Source organism: Streptomyces sp. NPDC030814 (assembly GCF_055572155.1).
Genome location: NZ_JBVIDX010000002.1, coordinates 550648 through 566653 on the forward strand (window position 1 = coordinate 550648; position 16006 = coordinate 566653).

General features: G+C 71.8%; 14 protein-coding genes. 4 read left to right on the forward strand and 10 right to left on the reverse strand.

Going from position 1 to position 16006, the window contains the following annotated elements; genetic code table 11:
• Positions 1 to 40: 40 nt before the first annotated feature.
• On the reverse strand, positions 41 to 964 hold the full coding sequence (locus ACZ43N_RS05730) for a sterol desaturase family protein (RefSeq protein WP_468095207.1): 924 nt from the start codon (positions 962 to 964) through the stop codon (positions 41 to 43).
• 140 nt (positions 965 to 1104) lie between these two features.
• Here ACZ43N_RS05730 and ACZ43N_RS05735 point away from each other — a divergent pair, with 140 nt between their 5' ends.
• Complete coding sequence (locus ACZ43N_RS05735; protein ID WP_468095209.1) at positions 1105 to 2133, forward strand: hypothetical protein; 1029 nt, start codon at positions 1105 to 1107, stop codon at positions 2131 to 2133.
• 197 nt (positions 2134 to 2330) lie between these two features.
• Here ACZ43N_RS05735 and ACZ43N_RS05740 read toward each other — a convergent pair whose 3' ends face one another.
• The gene (locus ACZ43N_RS05740) at positions 2331 to 2750 is read right to left on the reverse strand and encodes a MarR family winged helix-turn-helix transcriptional regulator (RefSeq protein WP_468095529.1); all 420 of its coding nucleotides are present in this window, start codon (positions 2748 to 2750) and stop codon (positions 2331 to 2333) included.
• Between the two features lie 274 nt (positions 2751 to 3024).
• On the opposite strand from ACZ43N_RS05740, the gene ACZ43N_RS05745 reads away from it, so the two are divergent.
• Positions 3025 to 3993, forward strand: coding sequence for an alpha/beta hydrolase (locus ACZ43N_RS05745; protein WP_468095210.1), 969 nt, complete (start codon positions 3025 to 3027; stop codon positions 3991 to 3993).
• Between the two features lie 163 nt (positions 3994 to 4156).
• Here ACZ43N_RS05745 and ACZ43N_RS05750 read toward each other — a convergent pair whose 3' ends face one another.
• From ACZ43N_RS05750 to ACZ43N_RS05760, 3 genes are all read right to left on the reverse strand, one after another.
• Positions 4157 to 6376, reverse strand: coding sequence for an NADP-dependent isocitrate dehydrogenase (locus ACZ43N_RS05750; protein ID WP_468095212.1), 2220 nt, complete (start codon positions 6374 to 6376; stop codon positions 4157 to 4159).
• A 289-nt stretch (positions 6377 to 6665) separates the two neighbouring features.
• Positions 6666 to 7763, reverse strand: coding sequence for a mechanosensitive ion channel family protein (locus ACZ43N_RS05755; protein WP_468095213.1), 1098 nt, complete (start codon positions 7761 to 7763; stop codon positions 6666 to 6668).
• 274 nt (positions 7764 to 8037) lie between these two features.
• On the reverse strand, positions 8038 to 8988 hold the full coding sequence (locus tag ACZ43N_RS05760; RefSeq protein ID WP_468095214.1) for a lysylphosphatidylglycerol synthase transmembrane domain-containing protein: 951 nt from the start codon (positions 8986 to 8988) through the stop codon (positions 8038 to 8040).
• A 147-nt stretch (positions 8989 to 9135) separates the two neighbouring features.
• Between ACZ43N_RS05760 and ACZ43N_RS05765 the strand changes: the two genes are divergently transcribed.
• Positions 9136 to 11013: an ABC transporter ATP-binding protein gene (locus ACZ43N_RS05765; protein ID WP_468095530.1), complete on the forward strand. Its 1878-nt coding sequence runs from the start codon at positions 9136 to 9138 to the stop codon at positions 11011 to 11013.
• A 239-nt stretch (positions 11014 to 11252) separates the two neighbouring features.
• On the opposite strand, the gene ACZ43N_RS05770 is transcribed toward ACZ43N_RS05765, so the two are convergent.
• The 5 genes from ACZ43N_RS05770 to ACZ43N_RS05790 form a co-directional block, all read right to left on the reverse strand.
• Positions 11253 to 11939 (reverse strand): DUF6766 family protein, encoded by a 687-nt coding sequence (locus ACZ43N_RS05770; RefSeq protein ID WP_468095215.1) that lies wholly within the window; start codon positions 11937 to 11939, stop codon positions 11253 to 11255.
• 87 nt (positions 11940 to 12026) lie between these two features.
• Positions 12027 to 12455, reverse strand: a complete 429-nt coding sequence (locus ACZ43N_RS05775) for a hypothetical protein (RefSeq protein ID WP_468095217.1) — start codon at positions 12453 to 12455, stop codon at positions 12027 to 12029.
• A 121-nt stretch (positions 12456 to 12576) separates the two neighbouring features.
• Positions 12577 to 13323: a metallophosphoesterase family protein gene (locus ACZ43N_RS05780; protein WP_468095219.1), complete on the reverse strand. Its 747-nt coding sequence runs from the start codon at positions 13321 to 13323 to the stop codon at positions 12577 to 12579.
• Positions 13320 to 13703: a BON domain-containing protein gene (locus ACZ43N_RS05785; RefSeq protein WP_468095221.1), complete on the reverse strand. Its 384-nt coding sequence runs from the start codon at positions 13701 to 13703 to the stop codon at positions 13320 to 13322. The genes ACZ43N_RS05780 and ACZ43N_RS05785 overlap by 4 nt, the downstream gene beginning before the upstream one ends.
• The gene (locus ACZ43N_RS05790) at positions 13687 to 14334 is read right to left on the reverse strand and encodes a nucleotidyltransferase family protein (protein WP_468095222.1); all 648 of its coding nucleotides are present in this window, start codon (positions 14332 to 14334) and stop codon (positions 13687 to 13689) included. The genes ACZ43N_RS05785 and ACZ43N_RS05790 overlap by 17 nt, the downstream gene beginning before the upstream one ends.
• A gap of 336 nt (positions 14335 to 14670) precedes the next feature.
• Between ACZ43N_RS05790 and ACZ43N_RS05795 the strand changes: the two genes are divergently transcribed.
• A complete protein-coding gene (locus tag ACZ43N_RS05795) occupies positions 14671 to 16005 on the forward strand; it encodes a cytochrome P450 (RefSeq protein ID WP_468095223.1) in 1335 nt (444 codons plus the stop codon).
• Position 16006: the final 1 nt, after the last annotated feature.

Here is a 16006-nt window from a genome sequence, read left to right on the forward strand (position 1 = left end):
AGGTGGCGGCCCGGCCGGGTGTGCCGGGCGGACCGGGGTACTACGGGGCTGGTCGGCTCACCCCGGCCGAGCCGGTGGGGGAGCGGTCGGGACGCGCGGGCCGGCGCCAAGCCTGGAGGTGGCTCGCGAGCACCTCGTCGGTCCGGGGGAAGTCCGCCGGGTTCCGCAGCCCCACGGCGACCGGCCGTCGGCCGGGCCGCCAGGTGAAACTGCCGAACGCGTGGTCCCAGACAGAGAGCTCGGAGCCGTAGTGACCGGCCTCCGACAGGTCGACGCTGTGATGTAGCCGGTGCTGTTCGGGTCCCGCGAGGACGTGGTTGAGCGGGCCGATCCGGACGTCGATGTTGGCGTGCACGAAGTAGCCCTGGGTGACCACGAACAGGCCGATCACGAAGACTGCGGCGGCCGAGAATCCCGCCAGGGCGAGTGCGCACTGCACCACGCCCTGCGTGAGCACGACGTCCAGCAGGTGGTTGACCCCGTTGTTCCCGACGTTCACCTTGTCGGGCACATGGTGCACACCGTGCAGCCGCCAGAGCCGGGGGCTGGTGTGGCACCAACGGTGAATCAGGTAGTTGACCAGTGAGCCGAGCAGCAGCGCCAGCGGGATCTCCGCCCAGAGCGGCAGTGCCGGGTGCCGCGGCGCGGCCCAGCCGACGACGGTCGCCACCGGCAGCTGGGCCACGGCCCCGCCGATCGTCGTGAGGACGAAGTAGACGCCGTACCAGCCCCATTCACGCGCACTCGGTACCCATTCCGGTTCGTACGGGATCAACCGTTCGAGCAGCGTGAAGTAGGCGATGGTGCCGAGGAGGAAGAGCAGGCTCACCCGGCCGAGATCCCAGCGCAGGTGCAGGGCGGCTACCGCGGTGGCCACCAGGGTGACCAGCAGGGCCGGGTACGCGACATGGCGCAGCAAGATGCGGAACTGGCCGCGCATGTAGCCCCCCTGGCTCGCGGTCATCACCGACAGTGTTCGTTCCGATACTAAGGGTGGTCATTGCTGGAGGCGAGGGTCTTCCGGCGAGAATCGGAAAGGGTGGTTTTATCCGATAATCATCACGCGATGTGCGAGGTTGCTCGGGCCGGTGCAGTCTGAGGACCATGCCAGGCAAGCGGGTGGGACGCCGGGAGGCCGACGGGCGCGACCGGCCGGACGTACCCGACGTCGGGGCGGTGCTCGACGAGCTCTACACGACCCCGCCGTCCGACTTCGTCGCCCGTCGGGAGGTGTGGGCGGCCGCCGCCAGGACATCCGGTCGCGCGGACGACGCGCGGGCCATCCGGGGTGCGCGTCGGCCCACCCTCGCGGCCTGGGTGGCCAACCTGCTGCTGCGCTCCCGGCCCGAGGAGAGCCGGCAGTTCCTAGAGCTGGGGGAGTCGCTGCGCGAGGCGTACCGCACGCTGGACCCGGACGGGCTCAGAGAGCTGTCCGACCAGCGGCGCCGTATCGTCGCGGCGCTGTCCCGGGAGGCCGCGGGGCTCGCCCGTGAGGCCGGGCAGCGGCTGTCCGGCGCGGTGCTGCAGGAGGTCGAGTCCACGCTGCGTGCCGTGCTGGCGGACGCGGATGCCGCCGAGCGGTGGGCCGAAGGTCGGCTGGAAACCGCCCTTGCCCCACCGTCCGCCTTCTTGTCCGACGCCGAACCTGCCGTCGTCGCCCCGGCGAAGGCGAAGCGGCCCACCCCTGCCGAGGCGCCGGCAGCGCCGGCGCGGGACCCGGCGAGCAGGGACGAACTCGCCGAACGGCGCCGTGAACGACAACTGCGGCTGGAGCGGGAGCAGCGGCTCGAGGCGGCCCGAGAGGCGGCCGAGGCCGCCGAGCGGCGGCTCCGTGACGGGCGGACGGAAGCGGAGGACGCCGATGCGTCGCTGCGCCGGACCCGCGAGGGCCGGGACCAGGCGCGGCGCGAGGTGTCCGCCGCCGAGCGACAGCTGCGCAAGGCGCGGGAGGAGCTCGAACGTGCCGAGGAGCGCATGGGCCGTGCGGAAGAGGACCTCGACCGTGCCGAACGGGAGCAACGGCAGGCCGAGCAGCGTCGGCGGGCCGCCGCCGAGGGCCTGTCCGAGGCCGAGCGGGACGCGCGCGACACCGCCCGGGCCCTCCGGCGCCTGAGCGGCTCACGCCGCGAGTAGCCCGCCGTCCCGCGGCGGGGCGCCGCCCGCTTCCCGCCGGGCGGGTCGACCTGTCGCGTACACGCTTGACTTCGCGCGCTCTCCCGTCTGAGGACTCCTCCCGTGGCCCGGTGGGTGGCCTGAGGGGGAGGTGTCCGTACGACGGGCTCGACGCGGCACCGGACGGGTGTGCCAAGGCCGCCCGGGCCGTACGTCGGTCAGCTCCGGCTGACGTTCGCGGTGAGCAGGCGCAGCAGCTGCTGGGCGAGGGTGTGCTGCTCGGAGGTCAGCCCCATGGCGGCGCCGATGTCCACCGGCACGGTCCGGGCCCGCTCCTTGAGCTGGGCCCCGGCCTCGGTGAGGCGGATGGCGACGGAGCGCTCGTCGTCCCGGCGGCGTTCGCGGCGGAGCAGGCCGCCTGCCTCCAGCCGCTTCAGGAGCGGGGAGAGCGTGCTGGACTCCAGCTGGAGCGCGGCACCCAGATCGCGTACGGAGATCGAGTCCTGCTGCCAGAGGACCAGCATGACCAGGTACTGCGGATAGGTCAGGCCCAGCTCCTCCAGCAGGGGCCGGTAGCGGGCCGTGACGGCGCGCGAGGCGGCGTACAGCGCGAAACAGAGCTGGTCGTCCAGGAGCAGCGTGTGCCCCTGCGCCGGTTCCGCTCCGGCGGTGCTCACGAGTTCGCCGACTGTGCTCACGGTGTTGCTCCTCCGTCCCGTGCTCTGCATGACGCACCCTCACCCTACCGGCAGCCGTGCATATGCATCGAGCCCTAAGGAGTCGATGACTATGAAATCGCTCGCAAATTAGTTGTGCTCAACTTAATCGCGCGCTACTTTCTGAGTGTGCTGCCTCCCCCGGCCAACCACGCGGGCCGTACGTGCCTGCCGCACCCCACCCGAGGAGATCGCCATGTCCGAGACCACCGCCCTCCGTCCCGTCCTCGAACCCGCCGCCACGGCCTTCGCGGAGGCGACCGCCAACCCGCCGTACCTCTTCGATCTCGGCCCGGTCGAGGGGCGCAAGGTCGTCGACGAAGTGCAGTCCGGCGACATCACGAAACCGGACGTCGACGACGAGTGGGTGACCGTGCCGGGCGGGCCCACCGGCGAAGTCAGGGCCAGGATCGTCCGGCCCGCGGGCGCCCGGGGGATGCTGCCGGTGATCCTCTACATCCACGGCGCCGGCTGGGTCTTCGGCAACGCCCACACCCACGACCGGCTGGTGCGCGAGCTCGCGGTCGGCGCACGGGCGGCGGTCGTCTTCCCCGAGTACGACCTGTCGCCCGAGGCCCGCTACCCGGTCGCCGTCGAGCAGAACTACACGGTGGCCCGCTGGATCGTCGAGGAGGGCGCCGGACACCACCTCGACGCGGTCCGTATCGCGGTGGCCGGTGACTCGGTCGGCGGCAACATGGCCGCCGCCCTGACCCTGATGGCGAAGGAGCGCGGCGACGTCCCGCTGGTGCAGCAGGTGCTCTTCTACCCGGTCACCGACGCCGCCTTCGACACCGGTTCCTACCGGCAGTTCGCCGAGGGCTACTTCCTGCGGCGCGACGCGATGCGGTGGTTCTGGGACCAGTACACGACCGGCGAGGAGGAGCGCGCGGAGATCACCGTGTCGCCGCTGCGGGCCTCCACAAAGCAGCTGACGGGACTGCCGGCGGCGCTCGTCATCACCGCCGAGGCGGATGTGCTGCGCGACGAGGGCGAGGCGTACGCGAACAAGCTGCGCGAGGCCGGTGTCCCGGTGACCGCCGTGCGCTACCAGGGCGTCATCCACGACTTCGTGATGCTGAACGCCCTGCGGGAGACGCAGGCCGCCGAGGCCGCGATCGACCAGGCGATCCACACACTGCGGACGGCCCTCGGCACCGCCTGACCGCACCGGCGCCGGACCGTTGCCGCGCGGACGGCGACAGCACGCCGCCCCGGCCGGGAGTGATCCCGGCCGGGGCGGCGCGGTACGTGGCCTGCGAGGGAGGCCGACCTGGGGACCGTGGGCGAGCCGCGGTCCCGTCAGGGCGACCGGATCGGGCGGAGCGTCAGGCGAAGTTCGCCAGCGCCTCGTTCCACGTGGCCGACGGGCGCATGACCGCGGCGGCCTTGGCCGGGTCGGGCTGGTAGTAGCCGCCGATGTCGGCCGGCTCGCCCTGGACGGCGATCAGCTCGTCGACGATCGTCTGCTCGTTCGCGGAGAGGGTCTCGGCGAGCGGGGCGAAGGCCTTCGCCAGGTCGGCGTCCTCGGTCTGCGCGGCGAGCTCCTGCGCCCAGTACAGGGACAGGAAGAAGTGGCTGCCGCGGTTGTCGATGCCGCCGAGGCGACGCGAGGGGGACTTGTCCTCGTTGAGGAAGGTCGCCGTCGCGCGGTCCAGGGTGTCGGCCAGCACCTTGGCGCGGGCGTTGCCCGTGGCCTCGGCGTACTGCTCCAGCGACGGCACCAGGGCGAAGAACTCACCGAGGGAGTCCCAGCGCAGGTAGTTCTCCTTGACCAGCTGCTGGACGTGCTTCGGGGCGGAGCCGCCGGCGCCCGTCTCGAACAGGCCGCCGCCCGCCATCAGCGGGACGACCGACAGCATCTTGGCGCTGGTGCCCAGCTCCAGGATCGGGAACAGGTCGGTGAGGTAGTCGCGCAGGACGTTGCCGGTGACGGAGATGGTGTTCTCGCCGCGGCGGATGCGCTCCACCGACAGCTTGGTCGCCTCGACGGGGGCGAGGATCCGGATGTCCAGGCCCTCGGTGTCGTGGTCCGCCAGGTACGTGTTGACCTTGGCGATCAGGTTGGCGTCGTGGGCGCGGGTCTCGTCCAGCCAGAACACCGCCGGGTCGCCGGTGGCACGGGCGCGGGTGACGGCCAGCTTCACCCAGTCCTTGATCGGGGCGTCCTTGGTCTGGCAGGCGCGGAAGATGTCACCGGCGGAGACGGTCTGCTCGATGACCGCGACGCCGTTGCCGTCGACCAGGCGGACCGTGCCCGTGGTCGCGATCTCGAAGGTCTTGTCGTGGGAGCCGTACTCCTCGGCCTTCTGCGCCATCAGACCGACGTTCGGGACGGAGCCCATCGTCGACGGGTCGTAGGCGCCGTTGGCACGGCAGTCGTCGATCACGGCCTGGTAGACACCGGCGTACGAGGAGTCCGGGAGCACCGCGAGGGTGTCGGCCTCCTGGCCGTCCGGGCCCCACATGTGGCCGGAAGTGCGGATCATGGCCGGCATCGAGGCGTCGACGATGACGTCGGACGGCACGTGCAGGTTGGTGATGCCCTTGTCGGAGTCGACCATCGCCAGCTCCGGGCCCTCGGCGAGCTCGGCGTCGAACGACGCCTTGATCTCGGCGCCCTCGGGCAGGGCCTGAAGGCCCTTGAAGATGCCGCCCAGACCGTCGTTCGGGGACAGACCGGCCGCCGCCAGCGTCGCGCCGTACTTCGCGAACGTCTTCGGGAAGAAGGCGCGCACCACGTGACCGAAGACGATCGGGTCGGAGACCTTCATCATCGTGGCCTTCAGGTGCACGGAGAACAGCACGCCCTCCGCCTTGGCCCGGGCCACCTGGGCGGTGAGGAACTCGCGCAGCGCGGCGACGCGCATCACGGAGGCGTCGACGACCTCGCCCGCGAGGACCGGTACGGACTCACGCAGCACGGTGGTGGTGCCGTCGTCGCCGACCAGCTCGATCCTCAGCGCGCCGTCCTCGGCGATCACCACGGACTTCTCGGTGGAGCGGAAGTCGTTCTCGCCCATCGTCGCCACGTTGGTCTTGGACTCGGAGGTCCAGGCGCCCATGCGGTGCGGGTGGGTCTTGGCGTAGTTCTTGACCGAGGCGGGGGCGCGGCGGTCGGAGTTGCCCTCACGCAGGACCGGGTTCACGGCGGAACCCTTGATCTTGTCGTAGCGGGCGCGGATCTCGCGCTCCTCGTCGGTCTTCGGGTCGTCCGGGTAGTCCGGCAGCGCGTAGCCCTGGCTCTGCAGCTCGGCGACGGCGGCCTTCAGCTGCGGGATCGACGCCGAGACGTTCGGCAGCTTGATGATGTTCGCCGCGGGCGTCTTGGCCAGCTCGCCCAGCTCGGAGAGGGCGTCGGGGATGCGCTGGTCCTCCTGGAGGTACTCCGGGAAGACCGCGATGATGCGCCCGGCCAGCGAGATGTCACGGGTCTCGACGGAGACACCGGCCTGCGAGGCGTACGCCTTGATCACCGGCAGGAACGAATACGTCGCCAGGGCCGGGGCCTCGTCAGTGTGTGTGTAGATGATGGTCGAGTCAGTCACCGGGTGCTCCGCTCCACGTCTGCAACATTGCTCGACATCAAGATATCTCGTGCCGGGGTGGGACGGAGCATGGGGCCTGGCCGCGGTCGGGCTCGGCCGCGGGGTGCGTGGGCGGGTGCGGGTGGTCCGTGGTTGCTCGCGCAGTTCCCCGCGCCCCTGAAAAGCGTCCGGGGCTGCGCCCCGTGCTCTTCAGGATGAAGGGTGGGCCGCAGGCCCGAACCCTTCAGGGGCGCGGGGAACTGCGCGACCAGCCCCCACTCACCCGCACATACGCACCCGGCGGCAATCCCTACGGCACCTCGACCGAGCCGTGCGACGCCTCGCGCTGGTGCGGGATCTCGACACCCGCACCCCCACCTGGGCCCGGTTGGAGCGTCACCGTCCGGCGGGGCGCGGGGATGTGGATGCCCTCGGCCCGGTAGCGCCGGTGCAGGCGCTTGATGAACTCGTGCTTGATCCGGTACTGGTCGCTGAACTCCCCGACCCCGAGGATCACGGTCATACCGATCCGCGAGTCGCCGAACGTGTGGAAGCGCACGGCGGGCTCATGGTCCGGCACCGCGCCCTCGACGTCCTTCATGGTCTCGGCGATGACCTCGTTGGTCACCCGTTCCACGTGCTCCAGGTCGCTGTCGTAGGCGACGCCCACCTGCACGAGCAGGGTCATGCCCTGCTCGGGCTGGTTGAAGTTGGTCATGTTCGTGCCGGCGAGCTGCCCGTTCGGGATGATCACCAGGTTGTTGGAGAGCGACTTGATCGTCGTCTGCCGCCAGTTGATGTCGACGACATACCCCTCCTCGCCGCTGCTCAGCCGAATGTAGTCGCCCGGCTGGACCGTCTTCGACGCGAGGATGTGGATGCCCGCGAAGAGGTTGGCGAGCGTGTCCTGAAGGGCGAGGGCCACCGCCAGACCGCCGACACCGAGGGCCGTGACCAGTGGCGCGATCGGGATGCCCAGGGTCTGCAGGATCACCAGGCAGCCGAGTGCGAGGACCGCGACCCGGGTGATGTTCACGAAGATGGTCACCGAGCCGGCGACCCCGGCCCGCGACTGGGTCACCGTACGGACCAGACCGGCGATCACCCGGGCCGCGGTGATCGTGGCGACCAGGATCAGCAGCACCGTCAGTGACTGGTTCACGTTGTGGTGGACCGTCCGCGTGAGCGGCAGCGCCGCCGCCGCGGCCGCCGCGCCGCCGACGAACGCGCCCCAGGGAACCAGGGAACGCAGCGCGTCGACGATGACGTCGTCACCGCTCCAGCGTGTCTTCGTCGCGTGTCCGCCGAGCCAGCGCAGCAGCAGGCGCAGCAGGAAGGCGGCCACCAGTCCCGCGGCCAGAATGATTCCGGCCACGAGGCAGTCGTCGAGGGTGAGGGCCCGGGTCATCGGTCGCCTCCCGAGGGGTGCGAAGAGCGGTCGACGGGCCGTATGTCATGTCCCGCGGACCGTATGTGATGTGTCGTCACCTTGCCACCTGCTCGAATCCGGAATGCACGATCACGCTTGCCCGGACGCGTGTGCGACGTCGGGCGCGACCGTTCATCCTGCCGCACTCGTCCGACTGATCGGCACCGGACCTGCGTGGACCGGCCATTGACGACCCGTCGGACGCGACGGAATGTCTGATACGTACCATCGGGCCCGAAGGGTGTTCGCCCGCTCAGAGCACTCTCAGCCGCACCAGCGCCCCCAGCGTCAACGCCCCCGGCAGTAGCGGCAGCCAGAGTGTGATGACCCGGTACGCCAGCACCACCGCCGTGGCCACGGCCGGCGGAGCGCCCGCCGCCATCAGGGCGACCACGAGCGCCGCGTCCACGGAACCGAGGCCGCCCGGCGTCGGCACGAGGGCGACCGCGGTGGTGGCCGCGAGGTATGCGACCGCCATGTGGAGCACCGGTATCCGCAGCCCCAACGCCAGCCCGACGGCGGCCAGTCCGGCCGCCTGGAGCGCGGGGAACGCCAGCGAACCGCCCCACAGGGCGAGGACCCGGGCCGGCCGCGTGTGGACCGAGCGGGCCTCGCTCAACGCCGTGCGCACGAAGCCGGACACGGCCGTACGCAGCCGCCGTACGAGCAGCAGGGCGAGCGTGGCGGCGCAGACCGCCCCGGTGACGGCGGCCAGCAGGGGCGCGGCCGACCCGCCCGGGAGGAGCGGACCGAGGCGCAGCGCGCCGGGGAACGCCAGCAGCAGGGCCAGCAGCAGACCCAGCCGGGCGACGGACTCGGCCAGCAGATACAGGGCGAGCGCCGCCGAGGAACGGGCCGGCGGCACCCCGCACACCGTCATGAACCGCAGGTTCACCGCGCCCGCCCCCAGACCGGTGGGCAGCAGATGGTTCGCCGCGCCCGCCGCGAACTGGGCGGCCAGCAGCCGCCGGGCAGGCAGCCGCTCCACGAGCGCGCCCTGCCGGGTCACGGCCGCCGCCACCCAGGTCAGGCAGGTCGCACTGGCCGCCGCCACCAGCCAGGGCCACCGCGCGGTCGCCAGCTGCCCCAACCCCTCGGCGAGGACGGAACGATGGCGCACGGCGAGGACCAGGACCAGGGCGAGGGGGAGCAGGCACACGATCCGGCGGACCGGAACACGCCTGGGGAGCCGTATCGCTGTCACACCGGGAGAGGTTCTCCGTCACGCCCCAACGGCGGGTTTCGGACGCGGGGACGGGCGGTGACCGGCGCGGGACTTCATCACACGGACGTCCCCGGGAAACCTCTTGACCTCAAGATTGGTTGAGGTTCTAGCGTCCTTCTCATGAGTATGGAGATGACCGCCTGGAGCCAGCTGCAGGGCATGTCGAACGCCCGACGGCCGAGCCGCCCCTTCGCCCGGACGACGCTACGGCGCGTCGGCGCCTTCGCCCGTCCACATCGTCGCCGTATCGCGTGGTTCGTCGCGGTCAGTGTGGTGACCGCCCTTCTCGCCGTCGCGACACCAGTGCTCGCGGGGAACGTCGTAGACGTGATCGTGTCGGACGGGGACGAGGCGCTCGTCGTCCGCCTTGCCGTGCTCATCGCCCTCATCGCCGTCGCCGAGGCGGCCCTCGGGCTGCTGGGCCGATGGCTGTCGGCGAAGCTCGGCGAGGGCCTCATCCTCGATCTGCGGACCGCCGTCTTCGATCATGTGCAGCGCATGCCGGTCGCGTTCTTCACACGTACTCGTACGGGAGCGCTCGTCAGTCGTCTCAACAACGACGTCATCGGCGCCCAACGGGCGTTCAGCAACACCCTGTCCGGAGTGGTCGGCAACCTGGTCACCCTGGTGCTCACCCTCACCGTGATGCTCACCCTGTCCTGGCAGATCACCCTGCTGTCACTGGTCCTGCTGCCCGTGTTCGTGATCCCCGCCCGCCGGACGGGCGCCCGGATGGCGCGGCTCCAGCGGGAGGCCGCCGACCTCAACGCGGCCATGGGCACCCGGATGACCGAACGCTTCTCGGCACCCGGCGCCACCCTCGTCAAACTCTTCGGACGCCCGGCCGACGAGTCCGCGGAGTTCGCCGAACGGGCCCGCCGCGTGCGGGACATCGGCGTGCGCACGGCCATGGCCCAGTCGGCCTTCATCACCGCGCTCACCCTGGTCTCCGCCCTGGCGCTCGCCCTGGTCTACGGCCTCGGCGGCTGGTTCGCGCTGCGCGGCACCCTCGAAGCGGGCGCGATCGTCTCCCTGGCCCTGCTGCTGACCCGCCTCTACGCCCCGCTGACCGCCCTCGCCGGTGCCCGCGTCGAGATCATGAGCGCCCTGGTCAGCTTCGAGAGGGTCTTCGAGGTGCTGGACCTGAAACCGCTGATCGACGAGAAACCGGACGCCCGCGAGGTGCCCGAGGGCCCGGTGTCCGTGGAATTCGAGGACGTCCGTTTCGGTTACCCGGCCGCCGACAAGGTCTCCCTCGCCTCCCTGGAGGAGGTGGCCGCGCTCGACACCCGGGGCGGCACCGAGGTCCTCCACGGGATCTCCTTCCGTGCCGAACCCGGCCAGACGATCGCCCTCGTCGGCTCCTCAGGCGCCGGCAAGTCGACCGTCGCCCAGCTCCTGCCCCGCCTGTACGACACCGACGCCGGCCGCGTCCGTATCGGCGGCGTCGACGTACGGGACCTGAGCGCCGAGTCCCTGCGCGGCACCGTCGGCATGGTCACCCAGGACGGGCACCTCTTCCACGACACCGTCCGCGCCAACCTGCTGCTCGCCCGACCCGGAGCCACCGACGACGACCTGTGGGAGGTCCTGCGCCGGGCCCGCCTCGACGACCTCGTCCGCTCCTTGCCCGACGGCCTCGACACCGTCGTCGGTGAACGCGGCTACCGGCTCTCCGGCGGCGAACGCCAGCGCATGACCATCGCCCGGCTGCTGCTGGCCCGCCAGCGCGTCGTCATCCTCGACGAGGCCACAGCCCATCTCGACAACACCTCCGAGGCCGCCGTCCAGGAGGCCCTCACGGAGGCGCTGGACGGCCGGACCGCCCTGGTCATCGCCCACCGCCTGTCGACCGTACGCGCCGCCGACCAGATCCTCGTCGTCGAGGCCGGCCGGATCGTGGAACGCGGCACCCACGAGGAACTGCTCGCGGCCGGCGGCCGGTACGCGCAGCTGTACCGCACGCAGTTCACCAAGGACAGGCCGACGGTGACGGTCGCCTAAGGGCTGTCCCGTAATCCCCGGCGGGCGCACGACGCCGGCTACGGCACCTCGCCGCGTTGTCGGAACGCCCGCATACATCCAGTATGCGGACGCCCCTCCGCCTTGCGATGCTCCCCCACTGCCTGAACGGCGTGGGAGGTGCCCCCAGCATCCGACGCCGTGCGCTGATCCACCGCGGATCACGGGACAGCCCTTAGGGAGCCGCGTGAACCCCGGCCGGTCCCCCGACCGGTCGGGGTTCAGCCCTCCACGCCGGTCGAGGTGTGGGCGGAACCGACCGGTTTGGACTCCGGGGAACCGCGCTGGCGCAGATAGATCGAGAGGATCGCCATGGAGGCGATGGCCAGGAACTCCGACTGCCAGTTCTGCAGTGTGCGGTTCCAGAAGTCGGCCGCGAGGACGTACTGACCCCATGTCAGGGGCGCCTGGAGCTGCCTCAGCTGCTCCTCGTTGTACGCGGCGACACCGGTGATCGACTGGGCGAGCCAGGACAACACGAAGATCGCGCCCATCACATACCCCAGGGAACTGGCGTACAGCTTGAGGCGCACGCCCCCGGCCGCCGCCCACCGCGGGGAGTCCGGCCCGGCGTGCGGCCCCACACGCTGCTCCTCGTCCGACTCCACACCGATCTTGTCCAGGCTCTTGGACTCCGGGGAACCGCGCTGGACCAGCCAGACGGTGAGGAAGAGGAACAGGAAGAACTGGAGGTACTCGGACTGCCAGTTCTCCATGAGGTCGACGGCGAAGTCCGAGGACGTGACGTACTCGCCGAGGGTGATCTCCTGGAGGTCCTCCGCCGCGAGCTGGTTGTTGAAGTCGGCGAGACCCGCGAACGCCTGCCCCACCACGGCGAGGGCGAACAGCGTCAGGAAGGTCAGCCCCAGCCCGTTGTCCCGCAGGAACCGCCGTACGGAGCCGCTCACCGGTGCAGCACCCCCAGCGTGACGCAGTAGGCCAGACCGCCCGCGATGACGAGCAGGCACAGGACGAACATGGTGCGCACGGCGTCGTCACCCGCCCTTCAACAGACACTGGTAGGGCCGCTGCGGGCGAGGTGTGCATCCGGCGGCGGCGACCTTCCAGCCACCGGAGAACCGGGACAGGAACAAGGTGTCCCCGGGGAACTCCACGCGGGCTTGCCGCCCGTGCACGTCGACGCCTCCGACCCGTGCCCCGGCCGCCTCGACGGACGGTACGTCTTCCTCCAGGACGCCCTCCTCGCACGTTGTGCCGGCGGACAGCTCGACCTCCTCGCGGACGGCCGGGGCCAGTACCCCGCACAGGGCCGCGCCGTCGCGCGCGCCCAGAGCGCGTTCGAAGTCGAGGGCCGCGTCCAGGGCGGCCGTACGCCGTTCCTCGACCGTGCCGCAGCCGGTCGCCAGCGCCAGGGGTACCAGCGCGGCCACCGCCGCCGCTCGCCACCGCCATCGCCAGGGCATCCCGCGCCTCCCGTTCGACCGTCCAGGGACGTGTCGACGGAAGGTAACCCCGCCTCGCCGTCCGGGACGGGCGCCGCGCGACGAGCACGGACCCGCCGTCCCCCGGCTGGGGCAACCGGCGCTAGGACCCGGCGGCGCGGGACCCGTCCGCCGACAGCCCGTAGACCGCGAAGGCGCGCCGGATGACCGGCTGGGCGACATTGCGCACCCGGACGCCGCCGCTGGTGATGCCGTGCTCGGTGCCCAGGTGGGCGTGGCCGTGGACGGCGAGGTCGGCGCCCGACTCGTCCATCGCCTCCGCCAGCAGATAGCTGCCGAGGAACGGATAGATCTCCAGCGGCTCGCCGACCAGCGTGTCCGGTACGGGCGAGAAGTGGGTGAGCGCGATACGCACCGCGCATCCGTCCGCGGCCAGCTCGTCGAGAGCCCCGCGCAGACCGTCCGCGAGCCCCCGGGTGTGCCGGACGAACGCCTTCATCTCGGGTTCCCCGAACTCGCTGCCGCTGCGCCCGGCGAAGCCGCCGCCGAACCCCTTCGTCCCGGCGACGCCCACCCGGACCCCGTCGACCTCGACGACGGCCCCCGCGCCCTCCAGCACGGTCACGCCCGCCGCCCGCAGGACGTCCGCGACGTCGTCGGGGCGCTCGGCGTGGTGGTCGTGGTTGCCGAGGACGGCGATCACCGGCACCGGCAGCCCCGCCACCTCGTCGGCGACGACCTGCGCCTCCTCGGGAGTGCCGTGCCGAGTGAGGTCACCGGCCAGCAGCAGGAGGTCGGCCTGCCGGTGGAGGGTCTCGAACGCGGGGCGGAGCAGACCCCGGCTGTCCGGCCCCAGATGGATGTCCCCGACGGCGGCGACCCGGATCACGACAGATCCTCCGGGTGGTCGGGCGCGGTCACGTCGGCCAGTGCGATGTCGGCCCGGACGGCGATGCCCGGTAGCTCCTCCGCCGCCAGACGCAGGATCGCCTCGCGGTCGTGGGCCGTGGCCGCGGTACCGGTGATGTGCACGGAGTCACCCCGCGCCTCGATCCGCATACCGAGTTCGGCCAGATCACCGGCGGCGAGCCGTTCGCCGAGGTGGGCGATGCGGTACTCGGTGTTCGGCGCGGAGCGCGCGGAGTGCGCGGAGTGCGCGGAGTGCGAGGGGGGCGCGGGGCCGGTGGCGGGCTCCGGGCGTGCGCCGGGTCCGGCGCCCGGTCCGGCACCCGGTCCGACGCCCGTACCGTCGTCAGGTCGTGTCGCCATGGCCGGTCTCCTCCGGCTCGATCACATGAAGGCGTTCCAGGAGGTACAGGAAGGCCGCGGGCATCGGTACGGCACCGCACTCCCGCCGCACCCGGACCCAGTCGATCTTCTCCCGCAGGGTCCGGGCGATCGGCAGCGCGGAACCGAAATCGCAGTAGTGCTCCGAGAACGACATCAGCCGCCCGATGAGCAGATCCGTCGCCGACAGCACGGGCATCCACACGGACTGGACCGACAGCACCTCCGCCCGGTCCAGCAGCTCACGGCTCACCGGGACCCGGGCCGGCCGGAAGATCAGGTCGACTTCCTGGCCGTGGCTGCGGGTCTTCAGCAACCAGTCCTCCGGAGGCTGGACCACGACCAGGCCCGCTGATTCCAGGGTCACGGTCACGGAGTCGATGTCCTCGGGCAGGACGCAGAAGTCGACGTCGTGCTGGAGGGTGCCCGGGCCGCCATGGGCGTACACGGCGACGCCGCCCGCCAATGCGAAGGGGTGCCCGCCCGCCTTGAGCAGCGAAGCGACCTCCTTGGCCGCTCCGAGAATCGCCTGGGTTCGGTCCGGGGGGAGCCCGTCGTCGTTCGGGTCGGCGAGATCGCCCGCCGACCGGACTCCGCCGTTCCGCGTCTTCACCCGCGGCCTCCGGCCGCTGCGAAGAGTGCGGAGCACCGCTGGAGCACGAACGGGTTCCCCATGCTTTCCACCATAGTGCGGCTCCGGCCGATGGCGAGGCGGACGACGGGCGCGGGCGGCAGGCCGGGAGACATGGCCGGAGGGGAGCGCCTTCAGGTATGCGGAGCGCCGCCCGGTACGCCGAGCGCCGGGTCCGAACGGCCGGAGCGCCGCGCGTTGACGCGGAGCGCCGCGCATTGACGCTCCAGGCGGGCTGTCACGGCACGTCGCGGCTCCCGTACAGTCCGTGCTGCGCCCTGTGGCGGCCGTGCCCGGCGGTCGGCCAGGAGAGGAGACATGGACACCGAAGCCGGTTCCGGCCCCATCCCGTCCGTCCCCGGATCGGGCCCTCGGCCCGTACCCGAAGCCGAGCCCGAGGTCGTCGAGCGGTGGCGGTCGGGTGGTGGGGAGCTGGTCGAACTGCTGACCGAGGTGCGCGCACGGCTCGGTGGTGTCGCGGCCTTCCGCCTCGGACCGTCACCCACCGTCCTCGTCACCGCCCCCCAGGCGGTCCAGCACGTACTCGCCCGGCACCCGGAGCGGTACGTCAAACGCTCCCACCGCGCCCGTCTGCTGGTCGGCGACGGCGTCCTCGCCGCCACCGGCGCGGCCTGGAAAAGCCAACGCCGCTTGCTGCAGTCCCAGTTCACCGGCACCGGCATGCGCCGCCACGAGCATCGGATCACCGCCGCAGCCCGGACCACCGCCGACCGCTGGGACGCGTACGCCCGCACCGGCCAGAGCCTGGACGTCGGCCGTGAGATGCGCCGCTTCGCCCTGGACGCCATCTGGCGCGCGCTCACCGGACACCCCCTTGACGACGCGACCGAGCACGAACTGAGCGCCGTCGCCACCGTGGGGGCCGCCCTCCCGACGCTGCCCGCCGATGTCACCGCCGCCCGGGAGGCCGTCGCCGCCGATCTCGCGCGGATCGACGCGGTCGCCCGGCACGCCATCGAGGCCGCCCGGAAGGGAGAGGTCGGTCCCGACGGTCCAGGGGTGCTGCACGTCCTGCTCGACTCCGCCCGCGAGCACCCCGAGTACGGCGACCGGTTGATCCGGGACGAACTGGTCACGCTGCTCGCGGCCGGGCACGAGACCACCGCCACGACCCTGACCTGGTTGTACCTGCTCCTCGACCGGTATCCCGGCGCCCGTGACCAGGCGCTCGCCGCGGGCGGCGACGGCTCGCCGGAACGCCGTCAGGCCGTCCAGGCCCTGGTGCACGAGACCCTCCGGCTCTACCCGTCCGCCTGGATCCTGCCCCGCCACGCCGCCGAGGCCGACACCCTGGCCGGCCATTCCGTGGCGGCGGGCACCGACATCCTGGTCTGCCCGTATCTGACCCACCGGGATCCCGAACTCTGGCACGACCCCGAGGAGTTCGACCCCCGGCGCTTCACCGCCTCGGGCGGCCGTCCCACCCACCCCGGTGCCTACTACCCCTTCGGCGTCGGCCCCCGAGCCTGCCTCGGCCTCCAGTTCGCCCTCCGCGAGTCCACCGCCCTCCTCGAACACCTGCTGCCCGGCCCCACCGTGGCCTTCTCCTCCACCCCCACGAAGACGGCGTACGGCATCACCGTGCGCCCGGACGGCCCCACGCCCGCGACCCTGCGACCGCCGGTCACCTGAC

Excerpts from the sequence above, each read along its gene's own strand:
- ACZ43N_RS05755 (WP_468095213.1), bottom strand. The coding sequence starts at position 7,763 with ATGACCCGGGCCCTCACCCTCGACGACTGCCTCGTGGCCGGAATCATT.
- ACZ43N_RS05765 (WP_468095530.1), top strand. The coding sequence starts at position 9,136 with ATGGAGATGACCGCCTGGAGCCAGCTGCAGGGCATGTCGAACGCCCGA.
- ACZ43N_RS05735 (WP_468095209.1), top strand. The coding sequence starts at position 1,105 with ATGCCAGGCAAGCGGGTGGGACGCCGGGAGGCCGACGGGCGCGACCGG.
- ACZ43N_RS05730 (WP_468095207.1), bottom strand. The coding sequence starts at position 964 with ATGACCGCGAGCCAGGGGGGCTACATGCGCGGCCAGTTCCGCATCTTG.
- ACZ43N_RS05745 (WP_468095210.1), top strand. The coding sequence starts at position 3,025 with ATGTCCGAGACCACCGCCCTCCGTCCCGTCCTCGAACCCGCCGCCACG.
- ACZ43N_RS05775 (WP_468095217.1), bottom strand. The coding sequence starts at position 12,455 with ATGCCCTGGCGATGGCGGTGGCGAGCGGCGGCGGTGGCCGCGCTGGTA.
- ACZ43N_RS05795 (WP_468095223.1), top strand. The coding sequence starts at position 14,671 with ATGGACACCGAAGCCGGTTCCGGCCCCATCCCGTCCGTCCCCGGATCG.
- ACZ43N_RS05785 (WP_468095221.1), bottom strand. The coding sequence starts at position 13,703 with ATGGCGACACGACCTGACGACGGTACGGGCGTCGGACCGGGTGCCGGA.